Source organism: Paenibacillus sp. EKM212P (genome assembly GCF_011066115.1).
In the GTDB taxonomy this organism is placed as follows: domain Bacteria; phylum Bacillota; class Bacilli; order Paenibacillales; family Paenibacillaceae; genus Paenibacillus; species Paenibacillus polymyxa_B.
Genome location: NZ_JAAMNR010000003.1, coordinates 209,485 through 236,353, shown reverse-complemented (window position 1 = coordinate 236,353; position 26,869 = coordinate 209,485). Strand labels below are relative to the sequence as shown.

23 protein-coding genes and 1 pseudogene are annotated in these 26,869 nt (G+C 46.9%); 14 read left to right on the top strand and 10 right to left on the bottom strand.

The features are described from left to right. Positions 1–10: 10 nt before the first annotated feature. Both G9G54_RS10235 and G9G54_RS10230 read right to left on the bottom strand, forming a co-directional pair. The gene (locus tag G9G54_RS10235) at positions 11–559 is read right to left on the bottom strand and encodes a GNAT family N-acetyltransferase (RefSeq protein ID WP_028540721.1); all 549 of its coding nucleotides are present in this window, start codon (positions 557–559) and stop codon (positions 11–13) included. Between the two features lie 84 nt (positions 560–643). Next, a complete protein-coding gene (locus G9G54_RS10230) occupies positions 644–1,369 on the bottom strand; it encodes a hypothetical protein (RefSeq protein WP_039271598.1) in 726 nt (241 codons plus the stop codon). A gap of 207 nt (positions 1,370–1,576) precedes the next feature. Here G9G54_RS10230 and G9G54_RS10225 point away from each other — a divergent pair, with 207 nt between their 5' ends. After that, positions 1,577–3,256 carry a glutamine--tRNA ligase/YqeY domain fusion protein gene (locus tag G9G54_RS10225; protein WP_165177787.1) on the top strand — a complete coding sequence of 560 codons (1,680 nt, stop codon included), beginning with the start codon at positions 1,577–1,579 and terminating at the stop codon, positions 3,254–3,256. 180 nt (positions 3,257–3,436) lie between these two features. Here G9G54_RS10225 and G9G54_RS10220 read toward each other — a convergent pair. Continuing rightward, positions 3,437–4,659: pseudogene (locus G9G54_RS10220) on the bottom strand (MFS transporter). A 517-nt stretch (positions 4,660–5,176) separates the two neighbouring features. On the opposite strand from G9G54_RS10220, the gene G9G54_RS10215 reads away from it, so the two are divergent. From G9G54_RS10215 to G9G54_RS10200, 4 genes are all read left to right on the top strand, one after another. Then, positions 5,177–7,000 (top strand): motility associated factor glycosyltransferase family protein, encoded by a 1,824-nt coding sequence (locus G9G54_RS10215; protein WP_165177783.1) that lies wholly within the window; start codon positions 5,177–5,179, stop codon positions 6,998–7,000. An 18-nt stretch (positions 7,001–7,018) separates the two neighbouring features. After that, a complete protein-coding gene (locus G9G54_RS10210; protein WP_165177781.1) occupies positions 7,019–11,329 on the top strand; it encodes an Ig-like domain-containing protein in 4,311 nt (1,436 codons plus the stop codon). A gap of 142 nt (positions 11,330–11,471) precedes the next feature. Beyond that, positions 11,472–12,224, top strand: coding sequence for a molybdenum cofactor guanylyltransferase (gene mobA / locus G9G54_RS10205; protein WP_185156293.1), 753 nt, complete (start codon positions 11,472–11,474; stop codon positions 12,222–12,224). 74 nt (positions 12,225–12,298) lie between these two features. After that, on the top strand, positions 12,299–12,913 hold the full coding sequence (locus tag G9G54_RS10200) for a LysE/ArgO family amino acid transporter (protein WP_165177779.1): 615 nt from the start codon (positions 12,299–12,301) through the stop codon (positions 12,911–12,913). Positions 12,914–12,924: 11 nt separating this feature from the next. Here G9G54_RS10200 and G9G54_RS10195 read toward each other — a convergent pair whose 3' ends face one another. Continuing rightward, positions 12,925–13,389: a DUF3592 domain-containing protein gene (locus G9G54_RS10195; protein WP_165177777.1), complete on the bottom strand. Its 465-nt coding sequence runs from the start codon at positions 13,387–13,389 to the stop codon at positions 12,925–12,927. 170 nt (positions 13,390–13,559) lie between these two features. Continuing rightward, positions 13,560–14,021: a VOC family protein gene (locus tag G9G54_RS10190; protein WP_165177775.1), complete on the bottom strand. Its 462-nt coding sequence runs from the start codon at positions 14,019–14,021 to the stop codon at positions 13,560–13,562. 280 nt (positions 14,022–14,301) lie between these two features. Here G9G54_RS10190 and G9G54_RS10185 point away from each other — a divergent pair, with 280 nt between their 5' ends. Further along, on the top strand, positions 14,302–14,736 hold the full coding sequence (locus tag G9G54_RS10185) for an Lrp/AsnC family transcriptional regulator (RefSeq protein WP_165177773.1): 435 nt from the start codon (positions 14,302–14,304) through the stop codon (positions 14,734–14,736). A gap of 104 nt (positions 14,737–14,840) precedes the next feature. Here G9G54_RS10185 and G9G54_RS10180 read toward each other — a convergent pair whose 3' ends face one another. From G9G54_RS10180 to G9G54_RS10165, 4 genes are read right to left on the bottom strand one after another with little or no spacing between them, the layout of a single operon-like run. Beyond that, positions 14,841–15,773, bottom strand: coding sequence for a 1-phosphofructokinase family hexose kinase (locus G9G54_RS10180; RefSeq protein WP_165177771.1), 933 nt, complete (start codon positions 15,771–15,773; stop codon positions 14,841–14,843). A 56-nt stretch (positions 15,774–15,829) separates the two neighbouring features. After that, entirely contained in the window at positions 15,830–16,144 is a 315-nt protein-coding gene (locus tag G9G54_RS10175; RefSeq protein WP_013312355.1) for a DMT family transporter, read from the bottom strand. Continuing rightward, positions 16,144–16,485 (bottom strand): DMT family transporter, encoded by a 342-nt coding sequence (locus G9G54_RS10170; protein ID WP_165177769.1) that lies wholly within the window; start codon positions 16,483–16,485, stop codon positions 16,144–16,146. The genes G9G54_RS10175 and G9G54_RS10170 overlap by 1 nt, the downstream gene beginning before the upstream one ends. Positions 16,486–16,529: 44 nt before the next feature. After that, positions 16,530–17,123 (bottom strand): TetR/AcrR family transcriptional regulator, encoded by a 594-nt coding sequence (locus G9G54_RS10165; protein ID WP_165177767.1) that lies wholly within the window; start codon positions 17,121–17,123, stop codon positions 16,530–16,532. A gap of 205 nt (positions 17,124–17,328) precedes the next feature. Between G9G54_RS10165 and cls the strand changes: the two genes are divergently transcribed. Next, entirely contained in the window at positions 17,329–18,840 is a 1,512-nt protein-coding gene (gene cls / locus G9G54_RS10160; protein ID WP_023990731.1) for a cardiolipin synthase, read from the top strand. 34 nt (positions 18,841–18,874) lie between these two features. Here the strand turns inward: cls and G9G54_RS10155 are convergent, their stop codons facing one another. After that, the gene (locus tag G9G54_RS10155; protein ID WP_165177765.1) at positions 18,875–20,371 is read right to left on the bottom strand and encodes a phospholipase D family protein; all 1,497 of its coding nucleotides are present in this window, start codon (positions 20,369–20,371) and stop codon (positions 18,875–18,877) included. 245 nt (positions 20,372–20,616) lie between these two features. Here G9G54_RS10155 and G9G54_RS10150 point away from each other — a divergent pair, with 245 nt between their 5' ends. The 7 genes from G9G54_RS10150 to prfA all read left to right on the top strand — a co-directional run bounded on the left by G9G54_RS10150 (position 20,617) and on the right by prfA (position 26,868). Then, a complete protein-coding gene (locus G9G54_RS10150; protein WP_039271579.1) occupies positions 20,617–21,042 on the top strand; it encodes a DMT family transporter in 426 nt (141 codons plus the stop codon). Between the two features lie 59 nt (positions 21,043–21,101). Next, positions 21,102–21,806, top strand: a complete 705-nt coding sequence (locus G9G54_RS10145; RefSeq protein WP_165177763.1) for a Crp/Fnr family transcriptional regulator — start codon at positions 21,102–21,104, stop codon at positions 21,804–21,806. Between the two features lie 56 nt (positions 21,807–21,862). Beyond that, positions 21,863–22,354, top strand: coding sequence for a DMT family transporter (locus G9G54_RS10140; RefSeq protein WP_039271577.1), 492 nt, complete (start codon positions 21,863–21,865; stop codon positions 22,352–22,354). A gap of 352 nt (positions 22,355–22,706) precedes the next feature. Further along, the gene (fni, locus tag G9G54_RS10135; RefSeq protein ID WP_165177761.1) at positions 22,707–23,807 is read left to right on the top strand and encodes a type 2 isopentenyl-diphosphate Delta-isomerase; all 1,101 of its coding nucleotides are present in this window, start codon (positions 22,707–22,709) and stop codon (positions 23,805–23,807) included. After that, entirely contained in the window at positions 23,804–24,295 is a 492-nt protein-coding gene (locus tag G9G54_RS10130; protein ID WP_165177759.1) for a GNAT family N-acetyltransferase, read from the top strand. Before fni ends, G9G54_RS10130 begins: the two co-directional genes overlap by 4 nt. A 133-nt stretch (positions 24,296–24,428) precedes the next feature. Next, on the top strand, positions 24,429–25,529 hold the full coding sequence (ychF, locus tag G9G54_RS10125) for a redox-regulated ATPase YchF (RefSeq protein WP_039271572.1): 1,101 nt from the start codon (positions 24,429–24,431) through the stop codon (positions 25,527–25,529). Positions 25,530–25,800: 271 nt separating this feature from the next. After that, positions 25,801–26,868, top strand: coding sequence for a peptide chain release factor 1 (prfA, locus tag G9G54_RS10120; protein WP_013312344.1), 1,068 nt, complete (start codon positions 25,801–25,803; stop codon positions 26,866–26,868). Position 26,869: the final 1 nt, after the last annotated feature.

Genomic DNA, 26,869 nt, shown 5'->3' with positions numbered 1-26,869 from the left:
CAATACAATATTACCGAAGTTGCTTCCATTCATTTTGGAGCATACCGTACACTGCGTGGTTCATGTAGCCGTCGGGCAGCAATTCCGCTTCGCGTACAATGCCTTCGAGCACAAAGCCCAAACGTTCCGGAATACCGCGGCTGCGGCGGTTCGTAGTTGCGCAACGGATTTCGACCCGATGCAAGTCCAGCTCCATCAAAGCATATTCAACGAATACGCGGCAGGCGCTGGTCATTAGACCTTGTCCTTCGTACCCGTGTCCAAGCCAGTATCCGATGCTAACGGAGCGGTGAGTCCAATTGATCTCATGGTAGCTGATGATGCCAGCAAGCTCGTTGTCTATCCAAATTCCGGCGGTCAGACTACCGTTCTCTGCGGCTTGTTTCAAGGCGCCCTGCACGAACTGCTCTGTGTGGCTGATTTCCGTGGTAGAGTCTACCCATGGAAGCCATTGACGCAGGCGGTCACGGGACATTTCGATCAGCTCAAACAGAGGCTGCACATGCTCCTTGGTGAGCGGCCGAAGGACTGTGCGTTCGTCCAACGCATATGTAAACATGATTGATCCCCTCTTTCACTCGGAAAATCGCTAAACCAGCCAGTCTAGCATTTAATCCCATGCTACCTTATTCTGCGAGAGTCGTCAAAAGGGAGAGGAAGCTTCAAATTCAATAGGTCCCACCCGGAACCGTTCATGCTCGTATACATATTTTAGATCCAAATCCCCTACAAATTCGGTTGGGGATACACTGCCAGATACAGTGGCTTGCAGAGGAAGCTGTTCAGCATCATACATTACGACAGAGCTAAAATCGAGATACTTTGTAAATTGGGCTGGATCATCGTAAAATACGGATGCTTTAGGGTTTATCGTGTGTGTAACACCGTCAATCGTGACAGCAATATGAACCTGGCGGTTGTGGTCACGTAGCTCCACTGAGCTATGTACGCGCTGGGACACAGCATCTACTGCCGATTCGACCGCATATTCTTCCATCGTGCGTGCGTTAACAATATGCAATTCCTGCAATTCGACACCCGTTCCCGAGGCACGCGTGAGGATCACGACGGCTTCACGGACACCATCCCCGTTCACATCCCTGTAAAATAATTGTGGTGCGGTGGAGATGTCCGCCGAGCCTGACCATCGGAATGTGCGGCGTTGCTGGCCGATTTCCAGTACAGCTGATTGGAATAATCCCTGTGACGGATTAACGGCATATAAGCGGACGGATGAGTCTTCTGGAGCGCTGGCTAGCGGACGAGATTGTACGGTTTCGTTCACTGGGTCCGATGAAGGATGGCCGGAAGTCATGACGGAAGAGGACAAAAGCATAGACAGCAGGATCACAATGAGCAGCTTAAACACGGGTGGGTCTCCTTTTCCGGGCAAAATAAAAGATATATACACTATAACGAATTTATTTGCCGAAAATGTTAACTCTTTTTCATAACTTGTCACTTTTTTTGCTGAAGAGAGCATAAGGATTTTCATTTTATTGAGTTATGCGGTGTGAAAGGGTATATTTAAGGGAATAGGTTTTACACAGATTATACGGAAGAAAGGTTGATTAGCGTGGAGAAGCCGATCACTCCCCCCAATTTTATTAAAAATGTTATTGAAGAGGATCTACGTACGGGTAAGGTAAAGGAGGTCGTTACACGATTTCCGCCTGAACCTAACGGATATTTGCATATTGGACATGCCAAAGCTATTTGGATCAATTTCTCGTTGGGAGATGAATTCGGAGGACGCACCAACCTGCGTTTTGACGACACCAATCCGGCGAAGGAAGACACGGAATACGTGAACTCCATTCAGGAGGATGTGAAGTGGCTCGGTTATGAATGGGAGGAAAAACATTTTGCCTCCAATTATTTCGAAGAAATGTACAAGCGTGCCATCCTGCTGATTCAAAAGGGTAAAGCCTACGTGGATGATCAAAGCGCGGACCAAATCCGTGAAACTCGTGGCACATTGACCGAACCGGGGCAAAATAGCCCTTATCGGGATCGCAGTGTGGAAGACAATCTGAAGCTATTTGAAGAGATGCGTGCAGGCAAATACCAAAATGGTGAAAAGGTGCTGCGTGCCAAAATTGATATGGCTTCAGGAAATATTAATTTACGTGATCCGGTTATTTACCGCATTTCACACACAGCACATCACAATACAGGCGACACATGGTGTATCTATCCAATGTACTCCTATGCTCATCCGCTGGAAGATGCGATTGAGGGAGTAACGCACTCGCTCTGTTCGCTGGAATTCGAAGATCAGCGCCCGCTGTATGATTGGGTTGTAGCTGAATGTGAGATGGAAAAGGTACCGCACCAATACGAATTTGGACGGCTGAACCTGGCTCAAACCGTAACCAGCAAGCGTAAGCTCAAGCTTCTGGTCGATGAAAAGCACGTAGATGGTTGGGATGATCCGCGTATGCCGACGATTTCCGGTTTACGTCGTCGCGGCTACACGCCGGAAGCCATCCGCAGCTTCGTATATGAGACAGGCATTTCCAAAGCCTACGGAGTCATCGATTTGCAGGTGCTGGAGCATTTTGTACGTGAGGATTTGAAGCTTAAGGCACCCCGCACCATGGCAGTCATAGATCCGTTGAAGGTAGTTATCACAAACTATCCTGAAGGACAAGTTGAAATGCTGGAGGCGGAAAACAATACTGAAAATCCGGAACTCGGTACACGTCAAATTCCGTTTTCCCGTGAGATTTATATCGAGCGTGAGGACTTCATGGAAAATCCGCCGAGCAAATACTTCCGTTTGTTCCCTGGTAATGAAGTACGTCTCAAGCATGCTTACTTCATTAAATGTAACGATGTGATTAAGGACGCAGACGGAAATGTAACGGAAATCCACTGTACCTATGATGTAGAAACCAAGAGCGGATCAGGCTTTACTGGACGTAAAGTGAAAGGCACGATCCACTGGGTAGAGGCTACTCAGGCTGTACCTGCCGAATTCCGTTTGTATGAGCCTTTGATTAACGCAGAGGACACGGAAGAGATTGAAGAGGATGCATCGGAAAAAACATTCCTTGACCAATTGAATCCGAACTCTTTGGAAATTGCTCATGGCTATGTCGAGCCGAACATGAAAGAAGCTCAATCGCAGGACAAGTTCCAATTTTTCCGTCATGGTTATTTCAGTGTCGATCCGAAGCTTTCCCAACCGGGTCAGCCTGTATTTAACCGTGTTGTGTCGTTGAAAAGCTCTTTCCAATTGCCTAAGCAATAGGCTGGTGGAAAGTGTGGGAGAGATGGTAGCTTCGTGCGACCAAGTTGAAAAGGAGTCTGCCGTCGGCAGACTCCTTTATTTTACGCATGCACACTCTTTATACATGATCATTGACTTGACGATACTCTATTGTCTTTGCTAACGAGCCAGAAGGGAGGATAGCTCATTCCTCTAGTGTTGTTAAGGGGCTTCTTCTATTCGTTTGTGCCCGCTGGCAGTCCTGGCTGATAACCGTTTTTGTACAGCATATACCACATGATAGCGAATCCCGCAGATCCAAGTAGGGCGAAGAACACCCCTGCATGGTACATCATTTCTCCACCAAAGTTCTGGAATAGCCATCCTCCCGCAAAACCTGCTACGATACCGGATATACCACTCCAGGTCAAGGTATATACGGCCTGTCCGGATGATCGGTATGCTGCAGGGGTAAATAGGACGGTCAACTGGGTGCCTACATAGAAGTATCCACCGAAGGTGACGCAATGAAGTGCCTGAATGAACACAATCTGAATCGGGTCTGTGGCCAGAGCCATCAGTTCCCAACGTAAGGCAAACAGCAAACTGACGAGTGCCAAACAGCCGACCATCACAGTCATTCTTTTCTTCAAGAAGCGATCAAACAGCAAAAATACAATAATTTCGAATACCGATGACATAAAAACAGCAAAACCAAGCATCTGTTTGGACCCACCCAGCTCGGTGATGTACAGGGACATAAAGGCGCTGTTGATCGAATTCGGGATGGATACAAGGATGCCCAATAAAATAAAGGATATAAAGTATCCGTTCATTAAAACACTGCCAAAGCCGCGTAAATGGATGGTTGCTGTCTCCACAGTGCTTTTCAGTGGTGGAATCGACAAGGTGCAGATCAATGCAGCCAGAAGAAGTACCGTAAAGATGGTGGATATGCTGGATATCCCCGTTTGGTCAATAACTATGCCGGCAGCTGCTGCTGTCACAGCCCAACCGAAGGAACCCCATATACGGAATGCGCCAAATTTCCGGTCTGTGCCCTCAATATAGCTGAGAATTAGGCTGTTGCTTTGCGCAAATAAAGGGCTTTGGAAAAAATAAAAACCAATCATCGACACATAAATCATGATATACGTATGGACATAAAACAAAGCTTGTAGCAATAACAAGGTACCTATAATCATAAATAGCAGAATACGTCGGAGGTTACGGCTCCGGTCGCTTGTATAGCCCCAAAAAGGGTTCGCGAATACGGATACAAAAGGCCCGATGGCCATCAGACTCCCGATCTCCAGCTTGTCCATGCCGATATCTTGCAGATACAACGGGAAGAAGCTGGAGAAAATGACCATAGCTCCATATAGAAAAAAATTATACAGTTTTAAGGAATATAGAGGAGTCTCTTGAATTTCTCTCTTTTGCAAGACAAGCCATTCCTTTCTTAGCCCGATAGAGAACTGCGCATCGATGCCGATCTGTGGGGAGGTTCTTTATTCCAATGTATCATGTGTTGAAAGGGTTAACAAACCAATAAATTAACAATTATGTAATAATTATTAGAAGATACTAATTTGATAATGGTTTAAGCAAACTTAAAGATTATTTCGCTATTTTACTAGTTATTGTTTTTGTTGTTCCAAGGGGCGACATGTAGACGAGCTACAGCATTGGAGACTATATATGGTTAGTCCAAGTAAATGTTTGGTTAGTTACAAAATCTTTATTTATAGATAGGTTCTTAAGACCTAAAGTTTATACATAGAATAACCGATACTTAATCCATAATCAGGAGAATTTAGGATTATTTTTTTCTGAATAAAATACATTGTCGCAGATATTACATAAAATCAGAATACTATGCTTCATAAGAAACTATATAGGTTTAATCGACTGGCCTGTATAGTTGGTTTTATGAAATATCCGGGTGGAAAGGGATGGAAAATGGCATTACAGCATCGTAGAGACAATTCCTTGTACCGCCGATTTCCTCGGCTTCTTTTGCTTCAGGCAGGAGAAGGAAGTGAGTTGGTGACTTCTGAAACCAACGAGCCCAATTTAGTACTGACTCGTGAGGGGAAATCATATTATTTGCATGATCTTGAGCAGCCTGGGCGGGAAGCAGAATTATTTATTTCGGGCTTTAAAGAAGTTAAACCTCAAGCGCACGTGATCTTTTTTGGTATAGGACTTGGGTATCATGTCCGTGAATTTCTGCGTAGACACCCGAATACCAGCTTCTCCGTCGTCGAGCCGGACATTGATGTGATGAATACTTTTTTACAGCATCTGAATGAAACCGATTGGCTGGCTGATAAGATGATCGAAGAGGTTATGGTAGGAGGAATGACTGGAGAAACAATCGGTACACTGCATAGGTTGGTTGACCGTGTATCTGGGGTCCTTGTTGTTCCATGGCTCCCGTATCGTTCCTTATTTGCTGCGCAATTAAAGAAATTTAATGAAATATTGTACAAAATGGTCTCTAACAAGAAGGACAAAATGGCTATCAATAACGTGTACGAAAAAAAATGGGCGTTAAACAGTATTCATAATTTCCCTTATATTTTACATAGTTCAAATTTTTTGCACGCGGGCTCAGAGCATATTAGGGACAAGCCAGTCTTAGTAATATCTGCTGGCCCTTCGCTTAACGACGAAATTGAACACCTGCGACATATTCGTGAGCACAATCTTGCTTATCTGTTTACAGTAGGATCGGCAGTGAACACGCTGGTGGAGCATGGCATTTATCCGCACGGCACGTTCAGTTATGACCCGAACGAATACAACGTAAATGTAATTCAAAAGGTGATCGACAAGCGAATTGATTCAATTCCACTTATTTTCGGCAGTACGGTCGGTAAACACACACTCGATCATTATCCAGGTCGTCTTATGCATATCATCATTTCTCAGGATGAACTCTCCAAGCACGTATTGCGGACACCGGAGGGAAATAAACCAACGATTATTAACGATGCTCCTTCAGTAGCGGTCATTGCACTCCAATGTCTGATCCAGATGAAAGCAGACCCTATTGTGTTGGTGGGGCAAAATTTAGCCTATCGGGATGAACAATATTATGCTGAGGGGATTACTCATGCCCAAGGTGTTCCAGCTAGTGCGGATTTGCCGCGTGTAGAAGGCGTTCATGGCCAACAGGTGGTTACACGACATTCTTTTATCAAAATGAAAACAGAGATGGAGTTTTACATTAGTACAGTGAAGGGAACCGAATTTATAAACACAACGCGTGAAGGTGCTGTTATTAAGGGAACATCTTTTCAGAACTTGGAAGAGATCATCCAGACACGGTTAAAAGGTGTTATTGACGACACGTGGCTGCAAACCAGCAGTAATTCGGAATACGATCTCTTGTTTCTGAGGTCACGCATTGAAGAGCTTCAGCGGGAAAAAGAGGTTTTTCAAGCCATTATGGAGCAGATTCATCATGTATTGCTCGGCATCAAACATAAGCTCAGTCTGAAGCAGGCCAATATGCTGAACGAGTCCTTTGGACAGTTTGACGACTTATTTGCCTCATTATTAGGTAATTGTTTTTTCAAAATATATGTTCTGCCTCGCCATCGTATGCGGTATGAGTTTTTGTACAGTAAAATGGACGCCATTCAGAGCAGCAGGAATCCTCTGATCAGAGGGGAACAAATTTTGCTATACTTCGGAGATTTCATATGGAAATGCCAGCAGGATTATATGGAAATCAAGAACGAGATCCATGAATTTCACCGTTCCATTCACACCTAGATAAAAAGGAGCACGTATATGAGCAAGAATAAAAGAAATAAGAATCATGTAAATCGAATGATTAAGGCAGGTGTGCTGACAACACAGGTGCTCAGCCTGGCAAACCCATATATTTCAGCGACGTTTGCATCGGAGAGCGTAAGCGACAATACGACGGAGAATGTGTCGGTGTCGGACGGGTTCATACAAGACGCTTCCTCATCCCCCGTGGCCTTATCAGTCTATATGCAGGCGCAAATGGACGAGCCTCCATACTATACATGGCTTTCACCTCAGGAAAGCGGCGTTTCTTTGTCCGCAAATCTGGCTATGTCGTTCAGTGAAGAGGTGCAACTGGGCACAGGTCATCTAGTGGTGCACCAGGAGGATGGAAGTGAAACGGGACGGATTAACGTGAGCGGAGGTACGGTCGTAGGTGGTACGGTACATATCAGCGGTCAGAACGTGTCAATGGAGTTGGATTATCCGCTGGCAGATAGTACTCGGTACTATGTAGAAGTTAGCTCGGGTATGTTTGTAGATCGCGCGGGTCAAGGCAACAATGCGATTTGGGACAAGGACATGTGGACCTTCCAGACGGCAGACACCATAGCGCCGAAGCTGGTGAGGAAGGGACCAGAGGGCCCAGACATGAGTGGCGTAAGTCCCTACGATGCGAACTTTATGCTGGAGTTTAATGAGCCAGTGAGATGGGACCACGGCTACGTAAGGTTGCACGAAGCCTCGGGTGGGGCAGTGGTTCGTGAGTTACCGATATCGGGTCAGTGGGGAACGGGGAAATCCCTATCAGTCTGGGAAAATACAGCCTACTTTTCCTTTTCGGGTGGGCTGGAAGAAGGAAAGTCGTACTATCTGGAAATCACTTCGGGAGCACTAACGGATTTGGCGATGAATCCATATGTAGGGATGCATACTTCGGAGGACTGGACATTCCGCACACGAGATGAGAGACCCCGTTATACGCATCTGTATCCAGAGGGGAGTGGTCAAACGCTCACCTCGAACCTGCACATGAGCTTCAGTGAAGAGGTGCAACTGGGCACAGGCCATCTGGTGGTGCACCAGAAGGATGGAAGTGAAGCGGGTCGGATTAACGTGAGCGGAGGTACAGTCGTAGGTGGCACGGTACATATCAGTGGTCGTAATGTGGTGATGAAACTGGATCACCCGCTGATGGACAGCACCCAGTACTATGTAGAAGTTAGCTCGGGTATGTTTGTAGACCGTGCGGGTCAAGGTACCAATGCGATTTGGGACAAGAACATGTGGAACTTCCGGACAGCAGACACCACCGCGCCGAAGCTGGTGAAGAGAAGAACGCCTGAAGGATTGGAGCTCAGTGGTGCAGGCCAGTATGCAGGCTTTATATTGGAGTTCAATGAGCCGATGAAGTGGAACCAAGGCTATGTAAGGCTTCACGAAGCCTCAGGTGGGGCAGTGGTTCGTGAACTGCGAGTATCCGGTGCAGGGAATTTAAACAGTACGCTAGAAGGACATGATAATGTAGTCGAATTTATGCTATCAGGCGGGCTGGAGGAAGGAAAGTCTTACTATCTGGAAATCACCTCGGGAGCCCTAACGGATTTGGCAATGAATCCGTATGTGGGTACGCGTATTCCAGAGGAGTGGACGTTCCGCGTGCAAGATGAGAGACCCTATTATACCTATATGTCCCCCCACGGAAATATGTGGACGCTCACACCGGAGTTGGGAATGGCATTCAGTGAAGAGGTGCAACTGGGCACAGGTCATCTGGTGGTGCACCAGAAGGATGGAAGTGAAGCGGGTCGGATTAACGTGAGCGGAGGTACAGTCGTAGGTGGCACGGTACATATCAGTGGTCAGCATGTGCGGATGGAACTGGATCATCCACTGGCGGATAGTACCCAGTATTATGTGGAGGTCAGCTCGGGTATGTTTGTAGACCGTGCGGGTCAGGGGTCAAATGCGATTTGGGACAAGAACATGTGGAACTTCCAGACAGCAGACACCACCGCGCCGAAGTTGGTAAAGAGAAGAACACCTGAAGGATTGGAACTCAGTGGTGCAGGCCAGTATGCAGGCTTTATATTGGAGTTCAATGAGCCGATGAAGTGGAACCAAGGCTACGTAAGGCTTCACGAAGCCTCAGGTGGGGCAGTGGTTCGCGAACTACGAGTATCCGGTGCAGGAAATTTAAACAGTACGCTAGAAGGACATGATAATGTAGTCGAATTTATGCTATCAGGCGGGCTGGAGGAAGGAAAGTCTTACTATCTGGAAATCACCTCGGGAGCCCTAACGGATTTGGCAATGAATCCGTATGTGGGTACGCGTATTCCAGAGGAGTGGACGTTCCGCGTGCAAGATGAGAGACCCTATTATACCTATATGTCCCCCCACGGAAATATGTGGACGCTCACACCGGAGTTGGGAATGGCATTCAGCGAAAAGGTCCAACTAGGCACAGGCCATCTGGTGGTGCACCAGAAGGATGGAAGTGAAGCGGGCCGGGTTAACGTGAGCGGAGGTACAGTCGTAGGTGGCACGGTACATATCAGTGGTCAGCATGTGCGGATGGAACTGGATCATCCACTGGCGGATAGTACCCAGTATTATGTGGAGGTCAGCTCGGGTATGTTTGTAGACCGTGCGGGTCAAGGTACCAATGCGATTTGGGACAAGAACATGTGGACCTTCCAGACAGCAGACACTACCGCGCCGAAACTGGTGAAAAAGAGATCACCGGAAGGGTTGGAGCTCAGTGGAGTAGGCACGTATGCCGGTTTTATGCTGGAGTTCAATGAGCCCATGAAGTGGAACCAAGGCTATGTAAGACTCCATGAAGCCTCAGGTGGGGCAGTGGTTCGCGAACTGCGAATATCGGGTGCAGGAAATTCGAATTTTACGTTAAAAGGCGAGGAAAATATAGCGTACATTGAGCTATCAGGTGGGTTGGAAGAAGGAAAGTCGTACTATCTGGAAATTACCTCGGGGGCGCTAACAGATTTGGCAATGAATCCGTATGTGGGGATGCATACTCCAGAGGAATGGGCGTTCCGCGTACGAGATGAGCGCTCACATCGTTCTAAGGATAAAGAAACGTCAGCTCAGGATACCTCGTCAGCGGCTTCCCCAACAGAGACTAAGACTGGTGTCCTATTAACAGACGCTAAGACGGTAACTGATAAGAGCCACACTATTCAACTTATTGGTTTGAATGATGGGGACGCCAGCCAAGCCCTGAATGTTACAAATGTTGACCAGAAAGAACTGATAGTTGATGCCTCGGGATACAGCAAAGCAGCAAAAGTAAGTATACCTTCTGACTTTTTAAAGGAATATGAGAGAGAAAATACAAAGGTGCCGATTAGTATTCACACGGCAGTAGCTCAGTTTACTCTTTCTGCTGAATTGGTTGGCAAACTGGCCTCATTATATCCTGAAGACAACCTAATCGTTGAAATTTCAGCGTTGACAGGCGAAAACAGTGCACAAGTAAGGCAGGCTATTGCTGACAGGGGTTTAGCGAATGTTGTGGTAAACCCGGTTGATTTCAAGCTTATGGCTGGAGATCAAGAGATCACTGAATTTTTTGGGCACTATGTGGAGCGAAAATTGATTGTGGATCATGAAGTTGATCCTGAGCATGTAGCGGCCGTATGGTTTGATCCTCAGACAGGTGTGTTGTCATCTGTTCCCGTATTGATTCGGAATGTAAATGGACTAACAGAGGCAATTATCAAATCAAATCATAACAGCATTTATGCTGTAGTCTCAGCAGACAAAAAGTTTAAGGATCTGGAGAATCATTGGGCACGAAAAGATGTCGAGATGCTGGCAAATAGGCTAATTGTCAAAGGCGTCCAGCCTGATATTTTTGAACCAAATCGGGCTGTAACAAGAGCTGAATTTGTGGCAATGCTTGTTCGCGGACTTGGTATGCAGGAGAAGCCGTTAACAGAGCCTTTTACAGATGTGAAAGAAAATGCCTGGTATGCTGGTAGTGTTGGAGCTGCGGTGGAAGCTGGTTTGATTCGTGGTTATGGGAATCAGTCATTTGAGCCAGAAAAGGTGATTACACGTGAGGAGATCGCGGTCATTGCTGAAAAGGCTGCACATTACGCTCAGACTCTAAATGCCAGTCCTTCTAGTGAGAAATATAAAGAGGTTTACAGCGATGCATCTACTGTTTCTCCTTGGGCTCAAGATGCTATGGCGCAGGCTACAGAGCAAGGCTTAATTAAGGGTGTCTCTCCCGACTTGCTTGCGCCCAAACAGCAGGCGGCCCGGGCGGAGGCTACTTCCATAATAAAACGATTTTTGCAACTTATTAAGTTCACGAATTAAAAGTAACGAACTAGACGAATAGGCACCCTCTTTTTTGGCGATCCAGGTGGATCGCCATTTTTTATACTTTATATAGATGATATTATTAGATTTATTCGTGTTAATGATAGAGTTTGTCTAGCAAAAAGGAGGTGCGATGGTGATGGTGGAGGTGACTGGAATTATCGTGGCAGGTGGGCGCTCTAGCAGAATGGGACAGGACAAGGCGCTGCTTCAGCTGGGAGGTGTTACGGTACTGGAGAGAATAGCCGCTGTGTTGGGGCAGGTAGCAAAACGGGTTATTGTAGTGACTCGGGATGCACAACAGTATAGAGAGTTTGATCTGGAAACGACAAAAGACCTGTGTCCCGGCTTAGGGCCTTTGAGCGGCATTCATGCGGGGCTTTCTGCTTCCACAACGGAGTGGGGCATTGTCGTTGCCTGCGATATGCCCTTCGTGCAGCCAGAGATATTGTGTGCTTTGCTTACTCACGCAACGAACTGGGCAGCGGCGCAAGAGACAAATAGTGAACAAGGAAAGCAACAAGTACAAGGAGATCATACAACCTTGACAGGAAATGGCTCATTGCCCCAGCCAGCACAACCTGAGTTACAGGCAGTGATCGCCTCGGTGGATGGACGTATACATCCGCTGCTAGGCATATACCATCAAAGTGTGTTGCCGTCTGCCGAGCAATGTCTGCGTAGTGACCGTCTTCGTCTGATCGACTGGCTAGATTCATTGAACGTTCGTTATGAGACAGCGGGCGATTGGCCAGGTGCGAGCTTAGAGATGTGGCGGCAAGCTGTGTTTAATATGAACTACCCGCAAGATTATCAGACTACAGTGGAGCAATTGGAGCATATACAAAAACGTACCGAACGTGCACAGAACCTGGAAAAACCAGAACGATAACCACATCAAGAACGGAAGGAAATAACAGGAGATGAGAGAGAAGAAGTGTAATGATTTTGAGGGGAGTACATAACATGCTGGAAGCTATTATCCATGCTGTTTTATTGGCATTGGGATTGATTTTGCCTTTGGGGGTACAAAATGTATTTGTGTTTAATCAGGGGGCGTCTCAGTCGCGGTTTCGCAATGCACTGCCTGCTGTCATTACAGCGGGTGTCTGTGACACAATCCTGATCACGCTTGCGGTTGGGGGCGTGTCCCTTATTTTGCAGCAATTTCTATGGCTCACGAACGTACTCTATGCGGCGGGCTGTTTGTTTCTGCTGTATATGGCCTGGACTTTATGGAGATCGAAGGCGGCTTCCTCGGGAGAAAGTCAGGCGATGCGGCCGAAACGCCAGATGATTTTTGCCGCTTCGGTATCGCTATTGAATCCACATGCCATACTCGACACGGTTGGCGTAATTGGAACCAGTTCCCTTCAATATGACGGCGGGGAACGCTGGGCCTTTGGTCTGGCCGCCGTGTCCGTATCTTGGATATGGTTTATCGGTCTGGCAACAGCGGGGCGTCTCGTGGGACGTATGGATTCGGAAGGGAAGTTTGGGACTGTGCTCAACAAAATATCGGCACTGATTATTTTAGGCTTGGCTATTTACATGGCGATAAATTTCATTACTGGTATGTGATCCAAACCTGGTTAGAAGAAAAATTTCAATACAGCGAATACCCCGCTCAAAGCAAAGGGAACACCGATCAAAAACAGCATAAAGGCCAGACAGCCTGCACCATTTACACCGCCTGCAATTCGGGCGTCTCGAGGGTTAGATGGATTGTATAATACCTTGATCTTGCTGCCAACCCGGTTGAGGCTTAGGTTGGTGCTATAAGGATTCCAGAATTCTACGGCTTCAGCTGAAGCTGTATAGAAGCGCACCTTTAATCGGCGGGTGTAGCTAGTATCTACCGGATCATCTCGGTCAAAGGGAACGACATCAATATCTACTTCGATATGCGCATCAACGATTTGCCCCTTGGTACGGACCCAGTGGCGTTTACGATAACGATGACGACGGATCGTTCTGAATCCAAAATAGATGAGTAGCAGTCCAATCAAGCTGAACAATGGCATCAGCAGATCAGAACTAAAATGAAACCAATACACATTGAAATCAGTTGAGATGATAATCTACTCCTTTAAACAAAGCGATAATTAATATATCGGATGTTTTTTAGGAACAGTTTAATTCTTCCATAGAGATAACGACAGAGCTGTATGGAATATAAAAAGATCCTACTTCACCGGGAAGTGGATCTTTTTAATAGCTATGAGAATTACTTATTGCTAGATAAGGACATATCAAAATCAACATCCTCGATAAATTCGATAACCTCACCATTGGGGCTGTGGACTAATGCATTTGTTACAACTAGAGGAGGTTCGCCAAGTGTAAGCTGATTGGGTTCCACAAAGGTTCTTGCTCCGTGGGCAAGGGCTTTTTGATATATTTCATCCACATTGTCTACGTAAAATGCCAAGTGTAATAAAGCCCCGTGGGCAATCTCTTGCTCGGATGCAGCTTTTTTTCCTTGGGCAGGAATGACAGCATCATTATCAAAAATTTCGAGACAGGTTCTCTGATCGGGTGAGATCAGCATGGAAGCCTCTTGAATTCGAAAAGACGGAAGACTCCAGTGATGTCCTCTTTTAAATCCCAATACCTTGGTATAAAATGCAATGGTCGCTTGATAGTCACGGGCTTGTATGGCAACATGCGCTAGTCCCTTCACACTCATTTCAGATCCTCCTTTTGATTCAGGATTTTGCAAAATTCGATTCCAGTCGCTCCGAAGTGCAATATATAGACGAACTAAACCATTTCGATCTATATATTGTTCATTGGAAGTCGCTTATGAGATTTTTGCAAAATCCTCATGTAAGTGAACCTTATTATATGAATAATGTTGTGGTGCTTATATATTTAGAGTAAGGTTTTTATACTATATTAATTATTGAAAAAAAGTTAATTTGGGTGAAAAACGTTATTTTTTAAATTCAGGTTAGGAGGGGCTCGATATGCAGCATCACATTGACGATATAGATCACAAAATCATGAAATTGCTACAGCATGATGCTCGGATAACTATTTCCCAAATCAGTAAAGAAATCTCGATGTCACAGCCGTCTGTTAAAGAAAGGATAACCAAGCTTGAAGAACGAGGGATTATTTCGGGATATAGTACCGTATTTAATTTACGGGAACTGAATCGAGGAACGACTACATTTATTCTAATAAAGACAGAACATTGCCAAGAGTTGGTTGAATTTTGTAGAGAGGCGAAGGAAGTCACCGATTTATTTCGCATCAGTGGGGAATTTAATTATCTCATTAAGGTGCAAACCGCGTCGGTAGAGGAAATTGCAGAGCTTCAGGATTCATTAGTTAAGCTGGGGCCTTCGAAGTCGCATATTTGTATGAAAAATATACTGGAAAACAGGGTTTTGCTGTAAGCAACTCGAAAACCCACATTTGGAATATAGAGCATTCGGAATAACTGTATTTGTGAAATGAAGATAAGCGAATGCTTAAATGAAATAAAAAAAATGACGCTGAATTACAACAGCGTCACCGTAATGCCCTGCTCCAGACGCTTCACGTCCTGGAGCTCGATCTTCCCGGCCATGGCGTGCAGAGCTGCCGCTGTGCCGCAGGCCGCTCCCTGCCGTAGCATGGCAGGGAGATCCAGCCCCGTAGCTGCGCCGGTGACCAGCCCGGCGACCATAGCGTCACCGCTGCCGAGCGCGCTGACAATGTCCGCGTCTGGCAGGCTCACGCGGTAGCGCGCATCGTGCGTTACCGCCAGCGCCCCGCGCGCGCCGAGCGAGATGACGGCCAGCTGCGCTCCGGCTTCCAGCAGCTTCGATGCCGCCGCTTCAGCGGCATCCGGACGCAGTGCGTCGATTCCCGCGAAGTGAGCGGCCTCGTCCTCGTTAGGCTTCACGAGGTCGGGCTTTCCGCGCAGCCCCAAGCGCAGCGCCTCACCGCTCGCGTCCAGCGCCACCCGCGCGCCGCGCGCCTTCGCCAGCGTGCACAGCTCGGCGTACAGATCGGGCGGGCAGCCGGGTGGCAGGCTGCCGGAGAGGACGACCCAAGCCGACTCCTCGGCAAGGGTCTCGATTTTGCGCCGCAGTGCGGCTAATTCAAGCGGCCCAACCGTCGGTCCGCTCTCAATCAGCTCGGTCTGCGTGCGCGCGGACGGGTCGAGCACGGTAATGGCGAGACGGGTCTCCCCATGTGCCGTTTCAATGAAATCGGCGCTTACGCCTTCTGCGCTCAACCCGTCAATGAGCAGCCGTCCGGTGTGTCCGGCAGCAAACCCGGTCGCTCGTACAGGCTCGCCTAGCGAGCGGATGACGCGGGCGGCATTCACGCCCTTGCCGCCCGGTACCGTCAGGCCGCCTTCCATGCGGTGGACGGCATTCAAACCGAAGCCTGCAACCGTGTAGATTTTATCCACAGCCGCGTTAAGCGTTACGGTGGTAATCACAAGGCATCACTCCTTTAAGATCAGCAATTCGCAATATTTGATGCCATTCGCTCATGCTAAGATATTAGCTTTAATCCCAATGCTGCGGCAAGAATCATGGCGATGAATAAAACACGCAGTACGCTTTTTTGTTCACCGTACAAGAACATGCCTGTAATTGTGCTGCCAACCGTTCCGATGCCTGTCCATACGGCATAGGAGGTGCCCATAGGCAAACTTTTCATGGCATAGCTGAGTAGAGAAAAGCTAAGAACAAAGGATAGGACCATGAGCACTAAGGACTTCCAGCCTTTGCCCACCGTAACTCCCTTCATACCGATGACTCCTAACACTTCCGAGCACCCCGCGATAACCAATGCAATCCAAGCCATTATGCGCCACTCCCTTCCTGAACATCACGGTCGGTAACTAACTTCAGACCGACCACACCTGCCAGCAAAAGGGCGATTAATAGCGTTTTGGACCATTGAAACGGTTCTCCGAATAGCAGCATTTCGCCTACGACTGTTCCCCCTGTCCCTAGTCCGGTGAATACAGCATACACTGTGCCTACAGGCAGTCGGTTCGCAGCCTTCATGATCAAATAAAAGCTGGCTACCACAGCCAGCACGGTTACAGCCCAGGCGAGTGCAGAATCCGCATGCTTCAAACCCGATACCCATACGACCTCAATCAGGCCGCCAACAAAAACGTAAATCCAACTGCGATTCATGATGAATGTTCTCCTCAAAAATAGATTTTATAAGTTCGACGGCTTCACGCTTCATGAGGTGAGGTTAACGTAATCCCACGCCAAAAAATAGGCCATGCAGCGTTCAGTCTTCGGTGGTAGTTGATGCTTCCACTGTACAGTAGCTCCACCATGATTCCATCCACCAGTGTCATGAAGGCTAAAGCCACATCCACTGGCTCCATATGCCCAAAGGGTTCCCGATCCCGTGTATTCCGGAGGCGGCGAGTTAATTTTCGCTCCATTTTATCCAGAAAAGGATTAACAATATCCAACATCTCGTTATACAACGATACAGGCGGAAAGAAGGAAAAGCGAAGCATAAACTTGGCTGAGTCGTTGCTCTCATATTCCTGTCCCATCCAAAACAAGAAGTCATGCAGGGTATGCTTAAGCGGCTGATCTTTACGTTCCGTAAAGTATTCGAAAATACGTAAATTCTGCTCTTGAAAAGCGTACCTCGCCACCTGTAGAAACAGATCCTCCTTGCCTTGGAAATGCGCGTATATAGACGGTTTTCGGATACCGACCTCAGCGGCAATACTGCTCAAGGAGGCACCCTCATACCCATTGGTGGCAAACTGAAAAAGAGCGGCCTTTCGAATCTCTTCCATCCCCATTATTTTCACCTACCTAACGTTCGTTAGTTTATTTTTACACGAAAAAAAGTAAGTGTCAACCCAGCATCCTTGCGTTTTGTATAAAGCTTTTCTTTGGATTTTTTTTATCAACATTTTAATAAAAAAGTGGGAAGAAATAAGGGGCTCATGTACAATATAATGAAGAATACCTGTCAAATGCAGTCCACTGGAAGTGAGGTTAGTTATGAGGCGAAGCTTACTGGCCGTATTGATCGCGGCTATGGTGTTTATTATTTATTATTTTGGCTTGTTTAATTACATCGGCAAAAATGAAGGAACTGTCATCAGTATTTTTTCCACCCTGACAGTGATCTCCATCAGTCTGATTATTTTTACGGAGAATCGTAATCCCTCCACTACGATGTCCTGGATTTTGCTGCTGGCATTGCTGCCAGTCGTTGGACTTCCTCTTTATTTTCTGTTTGGGCAAAATGTATTCAAGCGTCGCAAGTATGATAAAAAGGCATTGCGTGACCAACAGGCTTACGACCGCATAGAAAAGGATGCTTTGCGAGTCAAACGAGATCTGACCTGCTTTACAGATGAGCAGCAGCAGTTGATGCGTTTGGCCCGCAGACTGGCCCGATCCCCGATTTATTTTGCGACAGAAACTCAAATTCTGAACAATGGAGATGAAACCTTCTCCACTTTGCTGGAAGAACTGCGCAAGGCGCAGCATCATATCCATATGGAATATTACATTTTCCGGTCGGATGATATCGGTACCAGCATTCAGAAAATTCTGATCGAAAAGGCTAAAGCGGGTGTTAAGGTTCGGTTTATGTACGATGCGGTGGGCAGTATTCAGTTATCGAAGTCATTTTTAAAGGAAATGAGAGATGCAGGAGTAGAGGTCGTTGCGTACGGCGGCGCTCGGATCTTGTTCTTCTCCAGCCGGGTAAACTATCGTAATCACCGTAAAATTGTAGTTATCGACGGTAATATCGGATTAATTGGTGGACTAAATGTAGGGGATGAGTATCTCAGCCGCAACAAAGCCTACGGCTTTTGGCGTGATACGCATATGATTGTGAAGGGCGAAGCTGTGCGGACGTTGCAGCTTATATTTTTACAGGATTGGCTTCACATGACGGGCGAGTCGGTGCTCGATAGCGAATATCTGTCTCCCAATATTGAACCCATTACGGATGGAGGCGTGCAGATTATTGCCAGCGGCCCGGATAATGAGCGGAGAGTACTTAAAAATCTCTTTTTCTCCATGATCACATCTGCCCGAAAATCAGTCTGGATTGCCACTCCTTATTTTATCCCGGATGAAGATATCCTGACTGCCTTACGGATGGCTGCCTTGTCCGGGTTGGACGTGCGTATTCTGTTTCCCGCAAAACCGGATAAATGGCTACCGTTCCTCGCGTCCCATTCGTATTTCCAGTCGTTGCTGGAGGTTGGAGTCAAGGTATATGAATATGAAAAAGGGTTCCTCCACTCCAAGCTCCTCATCATTGACGGGGAAGTTGCGACCATCGGGACAGCCAATATGGATATGCGTAGCTTTCATTTGAATTTTGAAGTTAACGCTCTGTTAATTCAAACGCACAGTGTGCAGCAGATGGTAACGGACTACGAACGAGATTTGCACTCTGCCAGTCTGATCGTACGCGAAGAATTCATGAAAAAACGTCTGTTCAAACGTTTGATGGAATCACTCGCGCGGCTGCTTTCACCGCTGCTGTAAGCATAAACGAATTCGCTACAGCAGTATCCCGTAGTTAAAATGTAGTAAAGCCTAAAATATCCTGTAGACGGTATATAATATCTTTCCAAAATGTTGAATGATCCTCGTAAGCTGCTAGATCCAAACTGTATTCAGCCCCCTGATTATTCCATAGCTTATCAAAATAGGCCGCAACCTGTCGGGTCAGCTTGCTGTCCGCCGGAGCGGCCACCCACAACTCATTTTCCAGATTCAAATCATCCAGATTACGGGGGGTCAGATTGGTAGAGCCACCCCAAATGATATGCTCTCCTTGCGCCTTGGCGATATAAATCAGTTTGGTATGGAACTGCTCATGGGTGGTATGATACCAGCGAATTTGAATGTTCCCGCCCGATTTATCGGACAACTCCTGGGCAACCGGACGATTGGGGATGCCGATTTTTTCCTGACCAAACGCGTTTTGATTGGGGTCCAGCAGCAATTGGATGTTTACACCGCGGGCAGAGGCATCCAGCAGGCTGTTCAATACTTTGCGGTCAGCCAAATAAAACATGCCCATATGAATGCTGTCACCTTTCTTCGTCTGCCCGATGCCATCCAGAACCGAGGTGTACACCTTGCCCTCAGTTAGATATTTGATCCGGTAGCTGTCCTTACCCGATGGAACTTTGGGTTCGGCCTGTGGTGTATAGGCAGGAAGCTGCCCGCCACCCGAGAAGTCCAACACCGCCTGCTCTGTTTGTAAAATGTCTCCGATGATAGGCCCCTTCACCTCCAGCGCTACATTGGAGTGATAGGCGCTCGCGTCGTGCACGTTGCCTGTAGAAATGAGCGCTGTCTGTTCGTTGGCAACCAATTTTCGGTGATTGGCCTTGACGTTTAACAGCTTAAGATAGGAGCGAGCCGTAACATCAGGTCCGTCACTGGCCATAAGGTTGGGAATCCAGCCTGTGCCCTGCTGCCCGAACCATTGGAAAAAGGTACGCCACACCGCCGAATAGATGGGCGTGGAGTCCCGCAACGGGTCTACATCGGTCTGCACGACTTGAATCCCTGCTCGCTTCATATTCTCCAACAAAGGATTGGGGGCAGAATTGTAGTTGGTATTGACTTCATCTGTAATGAAAAAGATAGGCATATCCGGATGAGCTTTCTTTTTGGCAATAAGATGATCGGTCATTTGTGCGCTGACTTGGGGGAAGTGCTGACCTTTATGCTTATAGTCATTGAACAGAAACAGGTCGATGACAATAAATTGTTGGGCTTCATCAATGATCCCGAGCATACGATTCAAAATTTGACCTTCATGCTGTACAGTGCTTCCATCCCCGGTGGGATAGGTCAAATCTGTCCAGAAGTTTACCTCATGGGTCGAATACTCCTGACTCTCATAAGAGACGAACGGAGGCAATGGTTTATGGGTCTGATACAGCATGACGGCAATCAGCCAGAGGATAAGTACCAGAATGGCGATTTTAAAAGCCCGACCCTTTTTCTCAGTTCTTCTTTGATATTCCGGCACAGAATGCAGCGGATCACGTGTAGTCATATGACGATCAACTCCTCAATTGAATGCTGCATTCCATTTTATCGTGCCGGAACATGCAGTTTTATGATGGGATACTGTCAAGTTATTAACGCAAGTGTGCAGGATTGACGCGGATAATAAATGGAATTAAATGGAATTAAATGGAATATAATTTACTATTCGTTGAGGACATATGTCCTTTATAGGAAGTCTGCCCTATAATTTAATATATATAAAAGTCATTTACATGGGGAGAATAACGATTTATGAGAGGAATCTTGTTTGCTTTTCTGGGAGGAGCGTGTATTACGCTACAGGGGGTAGCGAATACACGGATTAGTCAGGATATCGGTACATGGCAGGCGGCCACTGTTACTCAGCTAATAGGCTTTATTTTGGCAGCATTAGTCTGGATGTTTACAAGGGATGGCAATGTGGCTGAACTGAAACAGGTAAAGCCGATGTATCTTTGGGGCGGTGCCTTTGCAGCAATTATTATATTTAGTGAAGTCACGGCAATCCAACATATTGGGGTTACGTTCACGATCTCGGCGTTGTTGATTGCGCAGTTGTGTTTAACCTTCCTGGTAGATATTAAGGGATGGTTCGGTATAGTGAAGCAAAAGATGAAGCTGCCACAATTTATAGGTATTGGTATGATGATCGCGGGTGTAATTATTCTGAAGCTCTAAAATAGAAATTTAACTTGTAAAGAAAGCTTAGAATGAAGAGATTGAAGGTGAGCTTAGGAATGAGAGAAATTCAGGATCAAGAGCAGCTAAAATATTTTTTGCAGCTGCATGAGTTGGAATCCATACTCTACGAGCCACTACATCCTTATTTGTCGTTGCATCGTTTGGAGCAAGGGGAAAAGCTCTGTTTACAGGGGGACCCCATCGAGCATCTATATATACTGGTGCAGGGCAAGGTCAAGATTTATACCAGCTCTACAGAAGGGAAAACCCTGATCCTTTGCTTCAAAACACCGATCGAGGTTATAGGAGATGTTGAATATATTCGGAGTAGTCACGTCATCAACACAGTAGAGGCAGTGTCTCCGATCTATGTGATCGGTATTCACCACCAATGGATGAACAAATACGGCAGAGACTATGCTCCTTTGCTGCAATTTCTATTGGATATTGTCACGCGAAAGTTTTGCCTGGACTCCGACTTTTCCAGTTTCAATCTCATGTATCCGGTGGAAGTCAGGCTGGCGAGCTACCTGCTATCGGTTTCTTTTGACGAATCGAATACGGCTTTTCATGAGGAATTACGTGCATCCAGTCTGGTAGATGTGGCGAATCTGATCGGAACCAGCTATAGACATCTCAACCGTGTTATTCGCAAAATGATTGAAGATGGATGGGTTGAACGGACAAAAGGCTACATTGTCATTCGGGACAGAAAAGGTTTGAGTGAACTGGCAGGACATAATATTTATGAATCATTGTAATATGGGCATTTATGAAAGCAGAAGAATATCAAGGATCATCAAGGGAGAGTTAACATATGTTATTAGGAATTGTATTGGCGATTATCGCAGGTGCCTTGGTCAGTCTGCAAACGATATTCAATAATAAGGTGAATGAACGGACAGGATCGTGGGCTACAACAACATTGGTGCTGGGAACAGGGTTCGTGGCTTCCTTACTCGGAAGTCTTATTTTTGAAGGGAAAAATACATTTACTTTACAGCATATGCAGCCGTGGTACTGGTTTAGTGGCATGATTGGTGTCGGTGTTGTGTTCTGTCTGGTGCAAGGAATGAAGCGACTTGGCCCGACCTATGCGATCTCCATAGTATTGACGGCGCAATTAGGTACGGCCCTGTTGTGGGATTCGTTAGGATGGCTGGGATTAGAAAAGATTCCTTTTACCTTTAACAAGTTGATCGGAGTATTGGTCATTATCGGTGGTATTCTGGTATTCAAATTTGGACATGGGCGTACGAAGGAGCAAGCAGAAAGCATTTCATCTGTACCTGATTCAATGAAGGGATAGAGGAGATTGTAAATGGCCTTTATCTTGCTGGGATAGGGATCGTCCTTTCAAATAGGCATTTTGCAGAAAAGCGGCAGCTCAATTAGGAGCGGCTTTTCTGTAGAGTTTCCGAAATAACTGGTTTATTGCAAATTTTGAACATGGCCATGGGTAAGAAAAAATGTCCACGATCGTGTATATATTTTTCCATCCATGATACAATGAAAGTATCTTAAAATAGCCACTTTAAGGGTTACGATATTTGATATAAGAGACGATAAATAGATCGGTTACCGTGTTCGGGAACGGTCTTATTTGTGCTTCTTGAACTTGATACAATAAACAGAGTGACTTTGGATGAGGTGGAACATAGATGAGTAGTACAGAAAATGAAAAAGGAGCACCTGACGGTTTTAATAGATCCGGCTCTTTGTTGCCTGCCGCGAGGACAGGCGAACGGAAGATTGAGCACGTCCGCCTTTGTTTGCAAGAAGATGTGGCCGGACAAGGCATTACCAGCGGGCTGGAGCGATATGCCTTTAAGCACTGCGCTCTGCCGGAGTTGCATTTTGACGAGGTTCGTCTGGATACTACTTTTTTAGGACGAGCTGTACGAACACCGCTGCTTATTAGCTCCATGACAGGCGGCAGCGCCGAGACAGGAGCGATTAATGAGCGATTAGCAGAGACAGCGGAGAGACGCGGCTGGGCATTGGGGGTCGGTTCGGTACGGGCTGCGGTGGAAAGGGAAGAACTGGCTTCAACCTTTGCGGTTCGCCGTCTGGCACCCAGTATCCCGATCCTTGCCAATCTGGGTGCGGTGCAGCTGAACTATGGATTTGGCGTGGATGATTGTCGCGGTGCAGTGGAAATTGCCGGAGCAGATATGTTGGTGCTGCATTTGAACGGATTGCAGGAGATTTTTCAACCTGAAGGGAATTTGGATTTTAGCGGTTTGCTTCAACGCATTGAGGAGTTGTGTCGTCAGCTTTCAGTGCCTGTAGGAGTGAAGGAAGTAGGTTGGGGCATAGATGGCGAGACGGCATCGAGACTGTATGATGCGGGTGCAGCCTTTATAGATGTCGCTGGCGCAGGCGGGACAAGCTGGAGCCAAGTGGAGAAATTTCGCAATCCTGATCCTGTGCGTCGCGCGGCGGCGGAGGCGTTTGCGGATTGGGGCAACTCGACCGCTGATTGTATCGTGGAAGTCAGAGCCGTTCAGCCACATGGTGCTCTGATCGGCAGCGGTGGACTGAGAGACGGTGTCGATGCAGCGAAGGCGCTTGCTTTGGGAGCTGACATGGCAGGCTTCGGGCGTTCTTTGCTCGGTTCTGCGGTTGCTTCTAGGGAAGCGCTGGAGGCACGTATGGAGCAGGTCGAACTGGAACTCCGCACGGTTATGTTTGGTATTGGGGTAGATGGAATAGAAGGACTCAAAAATACGACTCGACTAAGAAAGAAGGTAAACGGATGAGCGGACTTATTACATTGGTTCCGATGAATGCAAAGCAATATGATCAATTTGAACAACGCTCGCTTGCCGACTACGCGGATGAGAAAATCCAAGCGGGTACATGGACGGTAGAAGAAGCACCAGAACGTGCGGCAGAAAGTTTTGCTCGATACCTGCCACAGAGACTAGACACACCTCATGCTCACCTGTATATGTTGATGTTTTCCGATGCCGGGGGGCAGAGTCAGGAGGAAGCTGGCTACATCTGGTTCAATATTACGGATGGGGTGCAAGGAAAAGAAGCTTTCCTACTGGATATTCTTGTATACGATTCATACCAAGGGAGGGGTCTAGGCACGCTGGCGATGGAGGCTTTGGAACAGGAGGCTCGCAGGCTGGGAGCTGTACGCATCGGTTTGCATGTATTTGGGCATAATGAGCGAGCTTTGCATGTATATCGCAAGTCGGGCTATCGGATTACAGATATCCAGATGAGCAAAGAAATCTAAATAGGGATATAGCAATATCCTGAATTTCATAACCGTATGCTTGCCGCGTGTATAGGTTCTCATATATAATGTGGGTTGGTAAACTAACGGATGGCATAACGCATATTTTATATAAACGGGAGTTGTTCTGATTATGGCTTTAAAAGCGGGGATTGTGGGCTTGCCGAACGTGGGCAAATCAACACTTTTTAACGCAATAACGCAGGCGGGTGCGGAATCCGCAAACTATCCATTTTGTACGATTGACCCCAATGTAGGCGTCGTTGAAGTACCAGACGAGCGGCTGGATAAGCTGACCGAACTGGTTGTGCCGAATAAAACGGTGCCAACGGCATTTGAATTTGTTGATATTGCAGGACTTGTGCGCGGCGCGAGCAAGGGCGAGGGTCTGGGTAACAAATTTCTGGCTCATATTCGTGAAGTGGATGCGATTGTACATGTGGTACGTTGCTTTGAAGATGAGAACATTACCCATGTGGACGGCAAAATTGACCCGATCAGCGACATTCAGACCATTAATTTGGAACTGATTCTGGCGGATATCGAAAGTGTAGACAAGCGTATTGAACGTTCCCGCAAAAACATGAAGGGTGGCAACAAGCAGTACACCCAAGAGGTAGAAGTGTTGGAGCGGATCAAGGAATCGCTGTATGCTGATAAACCTGCGCGTAGCTTAGAGTTGTCGGATGAAGAACGGTTGATTGTACGCGATCTTCATTTGCTTACGATGAAGCCTGTACTCTACGCAGCTAATGTTAGCGAAGATGGCGTAACGGAAGCGGATAGCAATCCATATGTGCAAAAGGTACGCGATTTTGCCGTGGCGGAAAATGCAGAAGTGGTGCCGATCAGCGCCAAGGTAGAATCTGAAATTGCTGAGCTGGAAGGCGAAGACAAGGCGATGTTCCTCGAGGAGCTGGGATTAGCTGAATCCGGATTGAACCGTCTGATTAAAGCAGCTTATCGCTTGCTGGGTCTGTATACGTATTTCACAGCAGGTGTGCAGGAAGTACGCGCTTGGACGATTCACAAAGGAACGAAGGCACCGGGTGCTGCGGGCGTAATTCATACGGATTTTGAGCGCGGATTTATTCGTGCCGAGGTTGTATCCTACAACGATTTGGTCGCTGCTGGTTCGATGAACGGGGCTAAGGAACGTGGTCAGCTTCGTCTGGAAGGTAAGGAATATGTAGTGCAGGACGGAGACGTTATGCATTTCCGTTTTAATGTTTAATATATAATTTCCAGAATACAATACCTGATTCGGATATATAAAAGACGATGACTTCATTATGTGTGTTCTGAAAGGTGCTAGATTACGTGGTCGCTGCCTATATTAGGGCGGCGACTTTTTTATTGTTTTGCATGTTGTGTGGATTTTTGCAAAATCCTAAATTAGTCAGTATTTCTTGTAGCTAATTCATGAATTAGTTGGTATAATAAAGAGCTGTAGCCAGTGAAATTGAAGCTGGTTTCATATTAATTTAACTGAAGAGGTGAATCGCTTGTTGGACCGATTGCAATCATTGGCGGACCGCTACGATAAACTGAGCGAACTGCTCTGCGATCCGGATGTAGCGAACGATAGCAAAAAACTTAGAGATTATTCCAAAGAACAGTCTGATTTACAGCCTGCTTATGAAGCATATACCGAATATAAAAATGTCGTTGAAGAGCTGGAAGCTGCAAAAACCATGCAGGGTGAAAAGCTGGACGACGAGATGCGTGAAATGGTCAAAATGGAGATTGAAGAACTGAGTGTTCGCAAGCGGGAGCTGGATGAAAAAATCCGTATTTTGCTGCTGCCAAAGGACCCGAATGATGATAAGAACGTTATTATTGAGATTCGTGGTGCAGCAGGTGGTGACGAAGCGGCACTGTTCGCAGCTGACTTGTATCGGATGTATACTCGTTATGCCGATACTCAAGGCTGGCGTGTAGAGCTGATGGACGCGAACATGAATGATCTCGGGGGCTTTAAAGAGGTTATTTTCATGATTAACGGTCGTGGTGCATACAGCAAGATGAAATTCGAAAGCGGCGCACACCGCGTACAGCGGATTCCGACGACGGAATCAGGTGGGCGTATTCATACGTCGACATCTACAGTATCCGTTATGCCTGAGGCCGAAGAAGTGGATATTGAAATTTCCGATAAGGATATTCGCGTGGATACGTTCTGTTCCAGTGGTGCGGGCGGACAGTCCGTTAATACGACCAAGTCGGCGGTGCGTGTAACGCATATGCCAACAGGTATTATGGCAACCTGTCAGGACGGAAAATCCCAGAACTCCAATAAGGAGAAGGCGCTGCAAGTTTTGCGTGCCCGTATTTCGGATATGTTGCGTCAGGAAGAGGAAGCCAAATATGCAGGCGAGCGTAAGAGCAAAGTAGGTACTGGAGACCGCAGTGAGCGTATACGTACCTACAATTTCCCGCAAAGCCGTGTAACGGATCATCGTATTGGCCTAACTATGCATAAGTTGGACCAGGTGATGAACGGGGAGATCGAAGAAATCGTATCGGCGCTCACGATTGCAGAGCAGGCTGATTTGATGGAACAAGAGGTTTAAG

Excerpts from the sequence above, each read along its gene's own strand:
- G9G54_RS10235 (WP_028540721.1), bottom strand. The coding sequence starts at position 559 with ATGTTTACATATGCGTTGGACGAACGCACAGTCCTTCGGCCGCTCACC.
- G9G54_RS10215 (WP_165177783.1), top strand. The coding sequence starts at position 5,177 with ATGGCATTACAGCATCGTAGAGACAATTCCTTGTACCGCCGATTTCCT.
- G9G54_RS10210 (WP_165177781.1), top strand. The coding sequence starts at position 7,019 with ATGAGCAAGAATAAAAGAAATAAGAATCATGTAAATCGAATGATTAAG.
- mobA (WP_185156293.1), top strand. The coding sequence starts at position 11,472 with ATGGTGGAGGTGACTGGAATTATCGTGGCAGGTGGGCGCTCTAGCAGA.
- G9G54_RS10200 (WP_165177779.1), top strand. The coding sequence starts at position 12,299 with ATGCTGGAAGCTATTATCCATGCTGTTTTATTGGCATTGGGATTGATT.
- G9G54_RS10190 (WP_165177775.1), bottom strand. The coding sequence starts at position 14,021 with ATGAGTGTGAAGGGACTAGCGCATGTTGCCATACAAGCCCGTGACTAT.
- G9G54_RS10185 (WP_165177773.1), top strand. The coding sequence starts at position 14,302 with ATGCAGCATCACATTGACGATATAGATCACAAAATCATGAAATTGCTA.
- G9G54_RS10175 (WP_013312355.1), bottom strand. The coding sequence starts at position 16,144 with ATGGCTTGGATTGCATTGGTTATCGCGGGGTGCTCGGAAGTGTTAGGA.
- G9G54_RS10170 (WP_165177769.1), bottom strand. The coding sequence starts at position 16,485 with ATGAATCGCAGTTGGATTTACGTTTTTGTTGGCGGCCTGATTGAGGTC.
- G9G54_RS10165 (WP_165177767.1), bottom strand. The coding sequence starts at position 17,123 with ATGGGGATGGAAGAGATTCGAAAGGCCGCTCTTTTTCAGTTTGCCACC.
- cls (WP_023990731.1), top strand. The coding sequence starts at position 17,329 with ATGAGGCGAAGCTTACTGGCCGTATTGATCGCGGCTATGGTGTTTATT.
- G9G54_RS10155 (WP_165177765.1), bottom strand. The coding sequence starts at position 20,371 with ATGACTACACGTGATCCGCTGCATTCTGTGCCGGAATATCAAAGAAGA.
- G9G54_RS10150 (WP_039271579.1), top strand. The coding sequence starts at position 20,617 with ATGAGAGGAATCTTGTTTGCTTTTCTGGGAGGAGCGTGTATTACGCTA.
- G9G54_RS10145 (WP_165177763.1), top strand. The coding sequence starts at position 21,102 with ATGAGAGAAATTCAGGATCAAGAGCAGCTAAAATATTTTTTGCAGCTG.
- G9G54_RS10140 (WP_039271577.1), top strand. The coding sequence starts at position 21,863 with ATGTTATTAGGAATTGTATTGGCGATTATCGCAGGTGCCTTGGTCAGT.
- fni (WP_165177761.1), top strand. The coding sequence starts at position 22,707 with ATGAGTAGTACAGAAAATGAAAAAGGAGCACCTGACGGTTTTAATAGA.
- G9G54_RS10130 (WP_165177759.1), top strand. The coding sequence starts at position 23,804 with ATGAGCGGACTTATTACATTGGTTCCGATGAATGCAAAGCAATATGAT.
- ychF (WP_039271572.1), top strand. The coding sequence starts at position 24,429 with ATGGCTTTAAAAGCGGGGATTGTGGGCTTGCCGAACGTGGGCAAATCA.